Source organism: Prevotella sp. P6B4 (assembly GCF_000619985.1).
Taxonomy (GTDB): Bacteria; Bacteroidota; Bacteroidia; order Bacteroidales; family Bacteroidaceae; genus Prevotella.
On record NZ_JHVE01000001.1, the window covers coordinates 128,652 to 143,745 of the forward strand.

Sequence of the window (15,094 nt, forward strand, 5' to 3'; positions counted from 1 at the left end):
ATGATTGACAGAGAAACGATTGACAAGATACTCGATGCTACCAATATCGTAGATGTGGTCAGCGAGTTTGTGACGCTAAAAAAGGCGGGCGTAAACTATAAGGGTTTATGTCCGTTCCACGATGATAAGACGCCATCATTCATGGTGTCGCCCACCAAGCAGATCTGTAAGTGCTTCTCATGCGGCGAGGGTGGTACGGCTATCAACTTCCTCATGAAGCATGAACAGATCACCTATCCAGAGGCGCTGCGTTGGTTGGCTAAGAAATACAACATCGAGATTCAGGAAAAGGAACTGACTGACGAGGAGAAACGGGAACAGAGTGACCGTGAGTCAATGTTCATTGTCAACGAGTGGGCGATGAACTACTTCAGTGACGTCCTGCATAACGATCCTGATGGCGTAGCCATCGGGCGTCAGTATTTCCGTAGTCGTGGCATCCGCGATGATATTGTCGAGAAGTTCAACTTGGGTTTCTCGCTCCCTAAGCGTGATGCGCTGGCCCTTGCCGCCAAGAAGGCAGGCTATCAGGAGGAGTACCTGCTCAAGACCGGTCTTTGCATCAAAGGCGAGAAGGGCGTGTACGACCGTTATGCAGGTCGTGTCATCTTCCCTTGGTTCAATGTCAGTGGTAAGGTGGTGGCCTTTGGTGGTCGACTGCTTGATGCGCGTACTAAGGGTGTGCAACAGAAATACGTGAACTCGCCCGACTCAGAGATCTATCATAAGGAGCGTGAGCTTTATGGACTCTATCAAGGCAAGAAGGCTATTGCTAAGGAGGACTGTGTGTATATGGTGGAGGGCTATACCGATGTGATTGCCATGCATCAGTGCGGACTGGAGAATGTGGTGGCTAACAGTGGTACGGCGCTCTCTAAACATCAGATTAAATTGTTGCGCCGTTTCACGCCTAACATCATCCTGCTCTACGATGGCGATGAGGCTGGAATCCATGCCGCGATGCGAGGAACAGATATGCTGCTGGCCGAGGGCATGAAGGTCAGGGTGTTGCTGTTGCCTGACGGCGACGATCCGGATTCTTTCTCTCGCAAACACACGGCTACGGAGTTCAAGGCTTATATCGAGGAACATGCTGAGGACTTTATCTCGTTTAAGACTAAACTGACGGTTGAGAACGTGACCGACCCCGTGAAGCTTTCCGAGGCTATCGGTGGTATTGTAAAGAGCATCTCGGTGGTCGATGATAACCTGTTGCGCGATCAGTATCTCACCCAGTTGTCGCGACGTCTGGGCATCAAGGAGGATACACTGCTCAACTCGATGAACGGTATGATTATCCGCGACCGCGAGGAGAAGGAAAAGGAATACAATCGTGAACAGGCCCAGAACGCTCAGCAGTTGGAGCGTGAGGCACAAGGTAAGCCGATGGCCATCGGTCTGCACACCATTAACGACCAGATGAAGCAGGTGGAGGATTTGCTGATGATAGCTATTGTGCGCGATGGCGAGAAGGTGATATACGAAAACGTGCCGACAGAAGACGGACAGACCGTTAACTTCACTGTGGCGCAGTTTATCAGTTATGATATGGAATCAGACAGGCTCAGCTTCCGCAGTAACCCTATTTATAACCAGATGCTGCATGAGGTGGTAGCACATTGTGGTGAAGAAGGCTTTAAGGCGGAGGAATACCTGACGCGACACCCTGATTATGAAATCAGCTCGATAGCTGCACACATGGCCGTTGACCGCTATCAGCTCGGAAAAGGTTTCCAGTTGAAAGAGCGCGAGGACGGCTTGCGCCAGCGTGTGGAGCACTTGGTGCTCGACTTCCGCTACTATTGTCTGGGTGCCAAGGTGAAGGAATTGAAAGAGGCAGTGGATACGTGTAAGGGTGACTTCAGGGCTGTCCTGAGGGAATTTCAGGAAGTTGACGCAATATATAAAGAGGTGGCAAAGAAACTGGGACGATGAGTTGGTTTAATATCATATGGCTCGTGTACTATGTGGTGGTGACTATCGCCATCGTACACGTCGTGATGGACAACCGTCAACCCGCCAAGACGATGGCCTGGGCCATGGTGATTTACTTTATCCCGGTCGTAGGCATTGTCTTCTATCTCTTCTTTGGTATCAACCACCGCAAGGAGCGCTATATCAGTGAGCGTTCCATGAACCAGCTCACCAAGCGTTCCATGCTGGAGTTTGTCGAGCAACAGAATCTGCGACTTCCTGATAAGCACAAACCGCTGATTGACCTTTTTGTCAATCAGAATCTGGCCCTGCCGTTCAAGGATAATCTCGTGGATATCTGTACGGATGGCTACCAGTTCATTGCCGAGCTGATGGAGGACATTGGACGTGCCCAGGATCATATCCATATCGGCATGTATATCTTTGCCGATGACCCGTTGGGTATGATGGTGGCCGATGCGTTGATCGACAAGCGTAATGAGGGTGTTGAGGTGCGTCTGGTTTACGATGATGTGGGCTGCTGGAATGTCAGTCACCGTTTCTTCGAGCGTATGCGTGAGGCAGGAATCGAGGTGCGCTCGTTTATGCCTGTACATTTCCCTTCATTCACCAGTAAGGTGAACTATCGCAACCATCGTAAGATTATCGTCATCGATGGTAAGGTGGGGTATATCGGTGGTATGAATATTGCCCAGCGTTATGTGAAAGGCACCAAAAATCTGGCTTGGCGTGATACGATGCTGCGCATCAGCGGCGGTGCTGTACATGCGCTACAGCGCGCTTTTCTGGTCGACTGGTATTTTGTGGATCGTACGCTGCTTTCCGATCGCAGATATTATCCGCGTTGCGAGGATATCACGAATAACTGCCTGGCTCAGGTGGTGACCAGTGGTCCAACCACGCCTTATCCAGAGATCATGCAGGGATATGTGCGTATCATTCTGGGTGCCAAGCGCTATCTGTATCTCGAAACACCTTATTTTCTACCCAATAATCCAGTACTGTTTGCCCTCAAGACGGCCGCTTTAGGGGGCGTCGATGTCAGGGTTGTTTGTCCCCGTCATAGCGATGCTAAATTCGTAGAGTGGGCCAGTTGTAGCTATTTGCGCGAGGTGATGGAGGCTGGTGTGAAGGTGTATCTGTATGAAGCCGGATTCCTGCACTCAAAACTGCTGGTATGCGACGATGCCATCACCACCTGTGGCTCTACCAATCTCGACTTCCGTAGCTTTGAAAATAATTTCGAGGCAAATATCTTCTTCTTCGACGAAGGGATGGCACTACGCATGAAAAACATCTTCTTGCGCGATATGGAGCATACCATATCGCTTGAGGAAGCCAAAGACCGTATGCACAACGGTTTCTTTGTGAGACTGTGGGAAAGTGTTACAAGGATGCTTTCGCCTCTTTTCTGAATATCGAAAAGTTGACACTACCGTAACAGCGATGCTCAACAAAGTAGGGGGCATCAGAAAAGTCGTGCTCCTTACCATGCTCAAACACCAAGATGCCATCATCCTTCAGCAGATCTTTCTCAAATATCAAACCAGGTATGGTGGGCAGCTCCTTCAGAGCGTATGGGGGGTCGGCAAAGATAAAGTCGAACTGCTGCTTGCATGATTTGATATAACGGAAAACATCACCACGCAACGGTAGGCAGACGTTGGTATCCAACTTCTTCAGACAGTCTGTGATAAAACGGTGGTGATCGCGGTCCATCTCAACACTCACCACGTGCTCGCAACCGCGCGATACCAGCTCGAGCGAGATGCTACCAGTGCCTGAGAACAGGTCGAGGGCATTGATACCTTCGAAATCGATATATCTGGTGAGCACGTTAAAGATGTTTTCCTTAGCAAAGTCGGTCGTAGGACGTGCCTTGAACGTACGGGGTATATCGAAATGACGCCCCTTATAGATACCTGTGATGATTCTCATGATTTGCTGTTTTTTTTATCGTCCTTTGGTGATGAGCGTCATCAGATCATAGGGCATACCTTTAATCTTGGTTGCGGGGGCCTCCTGGAATTCTGCCGAGGCATTGATGACGTAGGCATTCTGCAGATAGCGCTTCAGCTCCTCCAATAGCCATTCCTCTTCTGGTATGGCTCCTAAGATATGGAGTTCGTCGTGCTCAGGTTGCAGGCGCAACTGCTTCCATACGTAGAGCAGATAGTAGAGCGCATCATGGGCGTTGGATGTGTCGAAGGTATTACAGAACTTGAAACGGTTCTGCTGGAAACTGAAGATTTCCAACTGTTTGCCGTGGAAGTAACCATACAACTTGTTGCGATGGCCTGTGAAACTGCGCTGATGCAGCTGGCGCCATACTGGACTCATGGCGTGGATATAGTCCACACCGCCTTCGAAGCGGTCACGAATCACGGTGTCCAGATTCTTGTTGATGGCGAAGATACACACCGCCTTCAGGTCGGGCAGGACGTTATACAGGATCACTCGTTTCTCCTGACCAGCAGGGAACGAAAAAGAGAAAAGTGTCTCCATCTCATTCTCGTCAAACTGTTCGATAGGTACCAGGAGTGATGGGGTGTCGATCAGTATCTGAACCTTGTCGATCTTGTCGCTCAGAACGTCAGGCGTCTTGAAAGCCTCACGCAGATTGGCCGACATGGAGATGCCGCCGCGAACCACGTAGGGACGATACTGAATAGACTGCTCAGTGCCGGGGGCATCGAGTAAGGTGAATGAGAGCGTGTTACGCCCAATGCGAATAATCGTTTTCTTCACGTTCATCTATTTTGCGTTCATCACACTGGCTACGCATAGTGCAAGCAATGCTGCAGCAACCACAGCCAGAAGAATGGTGACTATTTTTTGATTCATCTGCATAACTGGGTGCAAAGGTACTATTTTTTTTTAAATGTTGAATATTAAATGTTTAATTTTTCGTAACTTTGCATCCGAAATGATAAGCGACGAGTTTAAATACCGTATCAGAGAGGCTTTGGGGGTAGTACCAACTGAGGAACAGGAACACGCCATCGACGTGTTCTCGCTGTTTATGGCTGATTCCGACGACCACGTAGTGATGATTCTGCGTGGATCAGCTGGTACAGGTAAGACCACGCTGGCTGGTGCCGTTGTGCGTGCGATGACATCGCTTAAGCAGAAGATGATCCTGCTGGCACCTACAGGGCGTGCAGCCAAGGTCTTTTCGCTCAATGCCGGTCATCCTGCCTATACTATCCATCGACGCATCTACCGGCAGAAGAGTGCTGGCGACATCATTCCCGACCTAAGGTCGCCTACCCGTAGCCTTTCGTCGTTTAATCTTAACTTCAACAATCATCACGATACCTTGTTTGTTGTCGATGAGTCGTCGATGATTGCCAATCTGGGGTATGGTGAGAGTTCGTTTGGTTCAGGCTGTCTGCTCGATGATCTGATGCAGTTTGTGTATTCTGGTACGAACTGCCGTTTGCTGTTGGTGGGCGATAAGGCACAGTTGCCACCTGTAGGCGAAGATGAGAGTCCTGCCTTGATGAGTGATGTGTTACGTGGCTACGGCATGCGTGTCTATGAGTGCGACCTGAATCAAGTGCTCCGTCAGAGCGAGGATTCTGGTATCCTATGGAATGCTACGCAAGTCAGGGGGATGATGGCTGATGGCGGATGGAGCCTGCCTAAGATCCGCTTTCATGGTTTCCCCGATATCGTCAATGTGACAGGCGATGAACTGATAGAATCGCTGGCTACCAGCTATAGTCGTGCGGGTATGGATGAGACAATGGTTATCACTCGCAGCAACAAGCGCGCCAATATCTATAATCAAGGTATCCGTAATATGGTACTCGATCGTGAGGATGAGCTCTGTCGAGGCGACCAGTTGATGATAGTCAAAAACAATTATTACTGGACCGAAAAGTCTAAGGATATATCATTCCTTGCTAATGGCGACATTGCCATCGTTCAGCGCGTACGCCATATCCACGAACTCTACGGTTTCCGTTTCGCCGAGGTTACCATGACGCTGCCCGATTACGACGACTACGAACTCACCGCTACGGTCATACTCGACTCACTCACCACCGAGGCTCCGTCGCTCATGCGTGAACAGCAGGATCAACTCTACAATGCTGTGATGGAAGATTATGCCGACATCCCAACCAAGCCCGAACGCATCAAGAAACTGAAGGAAGATAAGTATTACAACGCCTTGCAGATAAAGTTTGCCTATGCAGTCACTTGTCATAAGGCTCAGGGTGGTCAGTGGGCGCATGTCTATATTGACCAAGGTTATATGACCGACGATATGCTCACACCCGACTATATCCATTGGCTCTACACTGCCTTCACCCGTGCCACCGAACGCCTCTATTTGGTAAACTGGCCTAAGCCCCAAATCGATGAGGCTTACTGACAGATGGTATAGATATACCGCTGTTGCTCAACAGTAGTATATTGATATTTGGTGGTATCGATGAGTGTTTTTACATCGTGGGTGATACCGGTGCCCATGAGTTTTGAGGTGGCTTCTTTCATGGTCCACAGACGGATGAAAGTGGTTGCCGGATCAGACGATGATGAGATTTCTACTTTTTCTTCATCATTCATCGTGTAGTTTACCAGACTATCCTTAAACTCACGGATAGATTCAATATCCACACCAACGGGTTTGTTGCTGATAGCGCAGATGGCGGCCTCTTTGCAGTGGCTCAGGTTGAAGTATATCTCAGGATGACCTACGATGGTGGGTTTACCATGTTCGTTGTATTCGAAGATGGGATTGCCTGTTAAGCCGTACTCCTTCTGCAGTCCTTCTTTTAATAGTTGATAGGCCAGCACACAGAGTCGCTGCCCTTGTTCATGCTTGAATTTTAGGGCCTGTTCGCGCCGTTGCTCCGAAATATCCTTCAACGCCGCCTCCAGATCAAACTTCCATATATCCTCGCTTATATATATTCCCATATTCAGATTTTGAGTCCTGTAGTCCGTTGCTAAATTATTCTATTCCGATCTCGGGCATGGGAATCTTGCGGTTGGGATTTTCCTTGGCACCTAAGGTGATGAGCTCCTGGGCTTTTTGGGTGACGCTTTGGCGACCAGTGATGAGCTTATTGTTGGTGTTGTCGTAAGCCTTCTGTACTGCCTCAATCTTTGTACCCAGGTCATTGTAACGCTGAACGAAATCGCCCAAACGATCAAGCAACTGCTCGGCCAGACCGAATACCTTCTCCTGGTTCTCGGCCTGCTGGTTCTGTACCCAAGCAATATGAATCATGTGCAATATTCCTAATAGGTTCTGCTCACCTGTAACAAACACCTTCTTCTCAAAGGCCTCGCGCCATAGTGTGGGGTCGTTGGCCAATGCCAACTGTAGCGATGACTCGAACGGCACAAACATAATCACAAAGTCAATCACGTCGCGACCGTTCTTCACGTACTTGGAATAGTCCTTGCGTGCTAACTCGTTGACATGCTGACGCACACTCTTGATATGATCCTGCAGATAGCGTTCCTTCTCCTCGGGTGTCTCGGCATTCACATATTTCTCGTAGGCCACCAGCGATACTTTTGAGTCGATGATGGCATCCTGTCCCTGTGGGTAGTGCAGTATGACATCGGGCTGCATCTCGCGACCTGTTTCGTCGTGCTTCATCGGACGTCCCAGCTCATCGCGCAGACGTGCCTGCACCTCGTAGTGGATACCTTCGGTGAGTCCCTGCGATGTCAGCAGGTCGCCCAGTATGATCTCGCCCATGTTTCCGCTCACCTTATTGTCACGGCGCAACACATTGGTCAGGCTCTCTGCCTTCTCGCCCAACTGCTGTGTCTGCTGCATCATCATCAGCATCTGCTCGCGGAACGAGGCAGAATGGGCAGCTGACTCCTTCTGATTATCGTTGATGGCCTTCTGCATATTGGCTATCGCATCCTTCAGCGGTTGGGTGATGCCCGACATGGTCTCGGTATTCGACTCCTTCAGCTTGGAGGCGCTCTGTTCCAGCAGTTGCTGCGCCATATTCTTGAATCGTGCCTCGTTGCGCTGCAGTTCTTCGGTCATCTGCTGATGTAGCAGCTGCAACTCACGTCCCTGCGATTCGGCCTTGGCGTGCAGGTCTCTGTTCTCGACTTCAAGATGCTGTACACGACTGGTCTTCTCTGCCAGTTGTTCGGTCTTCATCTTGAGTTCGATATCAGCCTTGCCACCCGCTATACGCAGGGCATCCATACGGCGATCCATCAGCAGATAGAGCACCAGGGCACCTACTGCTATTCCAATAATCACATATATCACAACCATCATCTTTTTGCTAATTTTTCTGCAAAGGTAATAAAATTCTGCATAATGTGTACCATTCGCAGGAAAAAAACTATTTGATGAGGTTACCGAGGATGTCGCGTGTGAGTTCCTTGGTGATGGTACGGGTGGCAGCGCTGGTGGCATTCTTTACAACACGTCCCTTGGCTGAGGTCCTCGACTTGGTCTTCTTGCCTGTAACCTTATCGCTGACATAAGTTCCCAACATCGTGGCGAGGGTAGAGGTGATGGCGGTCAGGATGGCTTTGCCCACTTTGCTCCAGATGCCTGCCTTCTTCTTCCCTTTAGTCTCTGGTTGAGGTGCCTCTGTCTGTTCTTGCTCCTGCAGAGCCCGATCGGCTTCTGCCATCAGCACTTCGAAAGCACTCTCGCGATCCACAGGAGTGTCGTACTTGCCATAGATGCGGCTCTGCTTGATGATGTCTAATCTCTGACCCTCGGTAACAGCTCCAATCTGTGAGAGGGGGAACAGGATCTTGGCACGTTCCACCATGCTGGGAGCGCCCTTCTCGTCAAGGAAACTGACGAGTGCCTCACCCGTCTCGAGATTCATGATGGCTTCGTCGGTTTTGAAATCAGGGTTGGGACGGAAGGTGTCGGCAGCGGTCTTAACGGCTTTCTGATCTTTTGGAGTATAGGCACGCAGGGCGTGTTGTACACGGTTACCTAACTGACCTAAGATATTCTCGGGAATATCTGTTGGGCTCTGTGTGATGAAATAGATGCCCACACCTTTCGAACGGATGAGGCGGATCACTTGTTCAATCTTATCCAGCAGAGCTTTGGATGTGCCGTCGAACAGCATGTGTGCCTCGTCGAAGAAGAATACGAGTTTTGGCAATGGCAGGTCGCCTACCTCGGGGAGGGTAGAGTAGAGTTCGGAGAGCAACCACAGCAGGAAGGTGGAATAGAGTTTGGGTTGCATCATGAGTTTGTCGGCTGCCAGCACATTCATGATGCCTTTCCCACCTTCTGTCTGCATCAGGTCGAAGATATCGAATGAGGGCTCGCCAAAGAATTTGTCGGCCCCTTGATTCTCCAACTGGAGTAGGGCACGTTGGATGGCACCTACTGAGGCAGAAGAGATATTGCCGTATTTAGAGGTGTACTCTTTGGCATGTTGTGAGACATAATCGAGCATGGCGCGCAGATCCTTCAGGTCGAGAATCAGCAGACCGCGCTCATCGGCTATGCGGAACACGATATTGAGTACACCGTCCTGTGTTTCGTTGAGGTCAAGCAGGCGTGATAGCAGTTGTGGTCCCATCTGACTGATGGTAGCGCGCATGGGGTGTCCTTGCTCACCATAGACGTCGAAGAAGCGTACTGGACAACTCTGGAACTCAGGATTCTCAATGCCGAATTCGGGCATGCGCTTCTCGATGAAACCACTCAGCTTACCAGCCTGAGAGATACCCGAGAGATCACCCTTCATATCGGCCATGAAACAGGGAACGCCTGCTTGGCAGAATGTCTCAGCCATCACCTGCAGGGTGACGGTCTTGCCCGTACCTGTTGCACCTGCAATCAGACCATGACGGTTAGCCATCTTACCAGTGATACTCAGTGCTCCGTTTTTGCAGTGGGCTATGTAAAGCCCTCTTTCCTTATCGAACATACGCTTTTTGATTTAGGTTAGTAAAAAAAATCCCGTCGGCTTGACGGGATTCTATATGAGTTTTAATTGTATTTCAAAATTTGTCCAGGTTTCAAGCGGATTGTCTTGCCGATGTGGTTCAGCTGACAGAGCTTGGCAACCGTGGTGTGATGCTTGCGGGCAATAGCCTGCAGGGTGTCACCTTTCTTCACCTTATGGAAGTGTACATTAGATGTACGTGCGGGTGATGCAATGGCCAGTTCGTCGTCCTGATCGCTATCGCTGGTGCTAATGCCACCAACGCCGCGCAGACGTGTGGCCTGAGCCGACTCAGATGCATACTTATTACGCTTGAAATAGTAGAAGTCGCCTACAACATCCTGATTGCGGAAGTCGAACATCAGTGCTGGGTTCAACGCTACACCACAGAGACGGGTCTCGAAGTGCAGGTGAGAACCTGTGCTACGACCTGTGTTTCCACCCAGTCCAATAGGATCGCCTGCCTTGACCTCCTGATTCTCAACAACCAAGTGCTTAGACATGTGACCGTAGATGGTTTCCAATCCATTGTGATGGCGGATGACTACATATTTTCCATAACCTCTTGGCTCGTATTTCACGATACGGATTTTTCCGCTGAATGCAGCGCGGATGGTGTCACCGATATACACCTTGATGTCGAGACCTTTGTGCTGACGTCCCCAACGGGCACCAAAGTTTGATGTAAGCACACGGCTATCGGTAGGCATGTGGAAGCCTCTCAAGTCGATGCGGAATGAATCGGGGAGTGTAGTTTCGTTATGAGCATATACGTTGTTCCAGTCCTCGTAGAGGTCGGCTGAAGGGTTGTATTTCTCTTCCTGCTCGATGATTCTCTTCAGAACCATTGAATCTACAGCCTTCATTTTGCGGTCAACTGGAGCCTGTTTGGCTAACAGATCCTGAGCGGACACAGGTACCGCCACAAAAGCTGCAAATGCTATCAGAAAAGATTTTTTTATACTTGTAAAGTTCATATTCTTTAGTTGAGTTAATATCAAAATGTCAAAAATTCCGGTGCAAAGGTACTAATAATGTATGAAAATCCGGAAAATATTGGTGTTTTTTGTTCACTTTTAACATTTTACACCTGTTTTTTTTCTTTTTTTTGAGCCCAAAATAGAGAAACATCTCTATAGTTGAACTCGCCTTGCACCTATGTAACGCTTAGCGTAACCAGAGTCGGTAGAGTTGCTGATTTTGATGCCCTCGTTGGTGCTGGCGTGGATGAAAGTGAATGTGCGACTGATGGGGTTGACATCAACCACAATTCCTACATGACCAACGCCTCGACCTGAACGGGGACTGGTAAAGAATACCAAGTCGCCACACTGCAACTCGTCGCGAGTGATGGGGATATTACGTGCATACTGGTCTCTCGAAGAGGCACCAATAAATACATCTGTCTGCTGCTTGTAAACATAGCTGGTGAAACCTGAACAATCAAAAGCACTGGGACCTTTGGCGCCAGAACGATAGCGGGTGCCCAGATGAGAGAAGGCTTCGCTCATCAACATCTCTGTGCGCTCGAATGCCTCGTTCAGATTATCCTGTGGCCCATAAATGAAATCGAAATTGCCAATCTCAGCCTCCTCGCTGTTCTCATCGGGAGCCTGATCAGGATTAACCTTTCCAAGAGCAAGATCGCTCATAGAAAGCATCATCATCAGCGCAAAAATAAACAATTTCTTCATTTGACTACTATTTTGAAAAAGATTTCTGGGTGCAAAGGTATGATTTTTTTTTGAAATACGTGTGCGATAACAGCGCGAGTTAACATAGTTTTAGGAAATAGCCGCCCAATTAATATTTGTTTTACGTAATTGGCGCAGTCTGTTCCATAACATGCTGAATTTCTCGGAGTTACAATTTGGGCCCTCGTCAATAATCTTTTGTGCCTCGTCGCGGGCCATCTGTACAATCTGTCCGTCGCGGGCTATGTCAGCAATCTTTAAATCGAAAGCCATACCGCTTTGCTGGGTGCCTTCCAGGTCGCCAGGACCGCGCAGTTTCAGGTCGGCTTCAGCAATGCGGAAACCATCGTTGGTGTCGCACATGATGTCGATACGTTTGCGGGTGTCGTCGCTCAGTTTGAAGGGGGTGACGAGGATGCAATAAGACTGGTCGGCGCCACGACCTACACGGCCGCGAAGCTGGTGTAACTGGGCCAGTCCGAAGCGTTGGGCTTCGAGAATAACCATCACTGATGCGTTAGGAACATTTACGCCTACTTCGATAACCGTTGTGGCTACAAGTATCTGAGTTTCACCTTTTACAAACTTCTGCATCTCTTCCTCCTTGTCCTTCGGTTTCATACGTCCGTGAACCTTGCTCAGGCGGAATTCCGGGAACGCCTCTTTCAGTACTTCAAAGCCATCTTCCAGATTCTTCAGGTCGCTCTTGGCGCTCTCTTCGATCAGAGGGAATACGATGTACACTTGTCGTCCTTCTTGAATCTGTCGGCGGATGCCGTCGTAGAGTGAGGTCATGCGCGAATCGAAGACATGTGTGGTTTGTACTGGCTTACGACCAGGTGGTAACTCATCGATCACGCTCACGTCGAGGTCGCCATATAGGGTCATCGCTAATGTACGGGGGATAGGGGTGGCAGTCATCACCAAGACGTGGGGTGGATTCGAGCTCTTGCTCCAAAGCTTGGCACGCTGAGCCACACCAAAGCGGTGCTGCTCATCGACCACCACAAAGCCTAAGCGGGCAAACTGCACGGTGTCCTCGATGACCGCATGGGTGCCCACAAGGATATGGATGGTGCCGTCTAACAGGCCTTCGAGCACTTCTTCGCGTCGTTTGCCTTTAACGATACCTGTGAGCAGAGCTACACGAAGGTTCATATCCTTCAGAAATCCCATGATGGTCTGCAGATGTTGTTCAGCCAGGATTTCTGTTGGTGCCATGATACAGGCCTGATAGCCGTTGTCTATGGCAATGAGCATCGACATCAGGGCTACCAGTGTCTTGCCGCTACCTACGTCGCCTTGCAGCAAACGGTTCATCTGGCGTCCTGACCCCATGTCTTTGCGTATTTCCTTAATCACACGCTTCTGGGCACCTGTGAGTGGGAAGGGGAGATATTGGTTGTAGAAGGTGTTGAAAACCTCGCCGATGGTGGGGAAGACGTAGCCGCGGAACTTGCGGCGCTGGTCGCTCGCGTACCTTAATATATTAAGCTGGATAAAGAACAGCTCCTCGAACTTCAATCGCAGTCGGGCTCGTTCCAGGTCCTTGGCGTTCTGCGGATAGTGCACCGTGCGCAAGGCTTCGTCGCGACCTACCAGATGCAAGGGCTGGTAGATAAAATCGGGGATGGTTTCGGGCTGAGGCGGCAGTTTCTCAATCAGCGTTTTTGTCAATCTTTCAATGGCACGCGAGTTGAGACCGCTCTTCTTCATCTTCTCGGTGGTGTTGTAGTAGGGCTGAAGACCCATACTTGATAAGTCGACTTTCGAAGCGTCGTCCAGGTCGGGATGGGTGAAGTTGATACGGTTGTTAAACACCGTTGGTTTACCGAAGACCAGATATTTGGTTCCTATCTTATAATTCTGCTTAGCGTATTTCCCGCCATTAAACCATGTGAGGTCGCAGATGTCGGTGCCATCAGTAAAATGTGCTACTACACGCTCTTTGCGTGGGCCCATAGCGTAGGTCTCGAAACTCAGGATATGACCAACCACTTGTACAAAGGGCATATCGCCTGTAAGCTCGTGGATGGTGTACACCTTCGAGCGGTCTACATATTTGTAGGGGTAATACTCCAGCAGGTCGCCATAACTCTCAATGCCGAGCTCATTGCTCAGCATTTTCTTGCGGTTGGGGCCTACCCCAGGTAAATATTTTATATCCTGATCTAATATATCCATTAAATTAAAACCTCTGCGATTTTTAAGTCGTATGGGGTGGTAATCTTGATGTTTTCGCGGTTGCCTTCTACGAGGGTGATGTTATAGCCGAATGCTTCAACTACCGAAGCATCATCAGTAAAGCCATCGTTATATGGCTGTTTGTTTGCGGCCTTGACCTCCGGTCGAGACTGTTCACGCTCGGCAGAACCCAAACACGTTTGGTTCTGCGCTTGCTTATACGCAGCCTTGAGTAATTGAATATCGAAGGTTTGGGGTGTCTGCACCAGTCGATAGTCATCGCGAGGTACTGTTTTTGATTGCTTGCCTTCCAGATGGCGAACGGTCTCAACAACGGGGATGACTGGAATGACGGCCTTTTTTTCTCTTGCTGTCGTATAGCAATTACGAATCACCTCGATGCTGGGGAATGGGCGCACGCCATCGTGCACACCTACCACGCCGATGGCATCATCGGGCACCTTGGCCAGTCCGTTCTGTACGGAGTGGAAACGTGTCTGTCCGCCATTAGCTAAGGTGTAGTCCACGTCGAAATGATACTCTTCGCAAAGTTGATGCCAATAATCCTGTTGGGCCTCAGGCAATACCAGGATAATCTGGATATCCTTCGAGTACTCGCGGAATCGCTCCAGTGTGCGCATCAGCACGGGCTTGCCACCTATGGGCAGAAACTGCTTGGGAATATCGCTTCCCATGCGCAAACCCTTACCGCCTGCTACTATTATAATGTAGTCCATTATTTCTGCATTAAGTGCTTGAAACGCATGCCTTCGGCTATCTGGTCTGAGGTCTGCTTGTCGACCAGCTGAGCCAGCAGCTCGTAGGCGTATGGGAAGGCAGCGGCAGGCCCCTCAGCCGTGGTCACGTTACCATCAACGGTCACCAAGTCGGCAGTATAGGTAGCGCCATTTTCTGCAAGCGCTTTCTCGAATCCAGGATAGCAAGTGGCTTTTTTGCCTTGAAGGATGCCTAATGGCGCAAGCACCACACCTGGGGCGGCGCAGATGGCAGACACTTTCTTGCCTGCGGCAAACTGGGCTGTTACAGCCTGGCGCACGCCAGCGTGCTCAAACAGATTGCTGGCACCAGGCATACCGCCTGGCAACATGAGCAGATCAGCATCGCCAAACATACCCTGCTCGAACAAGATGTCGGCCTCGATATTCACGCCGTGAGCCGACGTTACCAAAGGAAATTCTGAGATGCTAACTGTAGTCACATCCACGCCTCCACGACGTAATACATCTATAGGAATCAAGGCCTCTACATCCTCGAAACCTTCTGCCAGGAAAACATAAACTTTAGCCATAATATTCTTGATAATTTGTTATTCTGACGGCAAAGATACAATTTTTTTTTGTA

13 protein-coding genes are annotated in these 15,094 nt (G+C 49.7%); 3 read left to right on the plus strand and 10 right to left on the minus strand.

Features of this window, described 5'->3' with window-relative positions; genetic code table 11:
• Window positions 1-1,935, plus strand: coding sequence for a DNA primase (dnaG, locus tag T491_RS0100485; RefSeq protein WP_028902135.1), 1,935 nt, complete (start codon window positions 1-3; stop codon window positions 1,933-1,935).
• Window positions 1,932-3,350, plus strand: coding sequence for a cardiolipin synthase (cls, locus tag T491_RS0100490; protein WP_028902136.1), 1,419 nt, complete (start codon window positions 1,932-1,934; stop codon window positions 3,348-3,350). Before dnaG ends, cls begins: the two co-directional genes overlap by 4 nt.
• On the opposite strand, the gene T491_RS0100495 is transcribed toward cls, so the two are convergent.
• On the minus strand, window positions 3,322-3,873 hold the full coding sequence (locus T491_RS0100495; protein ID WP_028902137.1) for an RsmD family RNA methyltransferase: 552 nt from the start codon (window positions 3,871-3,873) through the stop codon (window positions 3,322-3,324). The two genes, cls and T491_RS0100495, sit on opposite strands and share 29 nt — an antisense overlap.
• A gap of 15 nt (window positions 3,874-3,888) precedes the next feature.
• Window positions 3,889-4,689, minus strand: a complete 801-nt coding sequence (locus tag T491_RS0100500; protein ID WP_028902138.1) for a DUF3822 family protein — start codon at window positions 4,687-4,689, stop codon at window positions 3,889-3,891.
• A 172-nt stretch (window positions 4,690-4,861) separates the two neighbouring features.
• Between T491_RS0100500 and T491_RS0100510 the strand changes: the two genes are divergently transcribed.
• The gene (locus tag T491_RS0100510; RefSeq protein ID WP_028902139.1) at window positions 4,862-6,316 is read left to right on the plus strand and encodes an ATP-dependent RecD-like DNA helicase; all 1,455 of its coding nucleotides are present in this window, start codon (window positions 4,862-4,864) and stop codon (window positions 6,314-6,316) included.
• On the opposite strand, the gene T491_RS0100515 is transcribed toward T491_RS0100510, so the two are convergent.
• From T491_RS0100515 to T491_RS0100550, 8 genes are all read right to left on the minus strand, one after another.
• Complete coding sequence (locus T491_RS0100515; protein ID WP_028902140.1) at window positions 6,310-6,864, minus strand: 4'-phosphopantetheinyl transferase superfamily protein; 555 nt, start codon at window positions 6,862-6,864, stop codon at window positions 6,310-6,312. The genes T491_RS0100510 and T491_RS0100515 overlap by 7 nt on opposite strands.
• Window positions 6,865-6,898: 34 nt before the next feature.
• The gene (locus tag T491_RS0100520) at window positions 6,899-8,203 is read right to left on the minus strand and encodes a DNA recombination protein RmuC (protein ID WP_231480144.1); all 1,305 of its coding nucleotides are present in this window, start codon (window positions 8,201-8,203) and stop codon (window positions 6,899-6,901) included.
• A 67-nt stretch (window positions 8,204-8,270) separates the two neighbouring features.
• The gene (locus T491_RS0100525) at window positions 8,271-9,836 is read right to left on the minus strand and encodes a helicase HerA-like domain-containing protein (RefSeq protein ID WP_081773177.1); all 1,566 of its coding nucleotides are present in this window, start codon (window positions 9,834-9,836) and stop codon (window positions 8,271-8,273) included.
• A gap of 62 nt (window positions 9,837-9,898) precedes the next feature.
• Entirely contained in the window at window positions 9,899-10,831 is a 933-nt protein-coding gene (locus tag T491_RS0100530) for a peptidoglycan DD-metalloendopeptidase family protein (RefSeq protein ID WP_028902143.1), read from the minus strand.
• A 156-nt stretch (window positions 10,832-10,987) separates the two neighbouring features.
• The gene (locus T491_RS0100535; protein WP_028902144.1) at window positions 10,988-11,548 is read right to left on the minus strand and encodes a C40 family peptidase; all 561 of its coding nucleotides are present in this window, start codon (window positions 11,546-11,548) and stop codon (window positions 10,988-10,990) included.
• Between the two features lie 90 nt (window positions 11,549-11,638).
• Window positions 11,639-13,732 carry an ATP-dependent DNA helicase RecG gene (recG, locus tag T491_RS0100540; protein ID WP_028902145.1) on the minus strand — a complete coding sequence of 698 codons (2,094 nt, stop codon included), beginning with the start codon at window positions 13,730-13,732 and terminating at the stop codon, window positions 11,639-11,641.
• Window positions 13,732-14,469 (minus strand): 2-C-methyl-D-erythritol 4-phosphate cytidylyltransferase, encoded by a 738-nt coding sequence (locus T491_RS0100545; RefSeq protein WP_028902146.1) that lies wholly within the window; start codon window positions 14,467-14,469, stop codon window positions 13,732-13,734. The genes recG and T491_RS0100545 overlap by 1 nt, the downstream gene beginning before the upstream one ends.
• Window positions 14,469-15,041, minus strand: coding sequence for a DJ-1 family glyoxalase III (locus T491_RS0100550; RefSeq protein WP_028902147.1), 573 nt, complete (start codon window positions 15,039-15,041; stop codon window positions 14,469-14,471). Before T491_RS0100550 ends, T491_RS0100545 begins: the two co-directional genes overlap by 1 nt.
• Window positions 15,042-15,094: the final 53 nt, after the last annotated feature.

What these genes read in the sequence shown, in the direction of transcription:
- dnaG (WP_028902135.1), top strand. Translation starts at nt 1, where the DNA reads ATGATTGACAGAGAAACGATTGACAAGATACTCGATGCTACCAATATC.
- cls (WP_028902136.1), top strand. Translation starts at nt 1,932, where the DNA reads ATGAGTTGGTTTAATATCATATGGCTCGTGTACTATGTGGTGGTGACT.
- T491_RS0100495 (WP_028902137.1), bottom strand. Translation starts at nt 3,873, where the DNA reads ATGAGAATCATCACAGGTATCTATAAGGGGCGTCATTTCGATATACCC.
- T491_RS0100500 (WP_028902138.1), bottom strand. Translation starts at nt 4,689, where the DNA reads ATGAACGTGAAGAAAACGATTATTCGCATTGGGCGTAACACGCTCTCA.
- T491_RS0100510 (WP_028902139.1), top strand. Translation starts at nt 4,862, where the DNA reads ATGATAAGCGACGAGTTTAAATACCGTATCAGAGAGGCTTTGGGGGTA.
- T491_RS0100515 (WP_028902140.1), bottom strand. Translation starts at nt 6,864, where the DNA reads ATGGGAATATATATAAGCGAGGATATATGGAAGTTTGATCTGGAGGCG.
- T491_RS0100520 (WP_231480144.1), bottom strand. Translation starts at nt 8,203, where the DNA reads ATGATGGTTGTGATATATGTGATTATTGGAATAGCAGTAGGTGCCCTG.
- T491_RS0100525 (WP_081773177.1), bottom strand. Translation starts at nt 9,836, where the DNA reads ATGTTCGATAAGGAAAGAGGGCTTTACATAGCCCACTGCAAAAACGGA.
- T491_RS0100530 (WP_028902143.1), bottom strand. Translation starts at nt 10,831, where the DNA reads ATGAACTTTACAAGTATAAAAAAATCTTTTCTGATAGCATTTGCAGCT.
- T491_RS0100535 (WP_028902144.1), bottom strand. Translation starts at nt 11,548, where the DNA reads ATGAAGAAATTGTTTATTTTTGCGCTGATGATGATGCTTTCTATGAGC.
- recG (WP_028902145.1), bottom strand. Translation starts at nt 13,732, where the DNA reads ATGGATATATTAGATCAGGATATAAAATATTTACCTGGGGTAGGCCCC.
- T491_RS0100545 (WP_028902146.1), bottom strand. Translation starts at nt 14,469, where the DNA reads ATGGACTACATTATAATAGTAGCAGGCGGTAAGGGTTTGCGCATGGGA.
- T491_RS0100550 (WP_028902147.1), bottom strand. Translation starts at nt 15,041, where the DNA reads ATGGCTAAAGTTTATGTTTTCCTGGCAGAAGGTTTCGAGGATGTAGAG.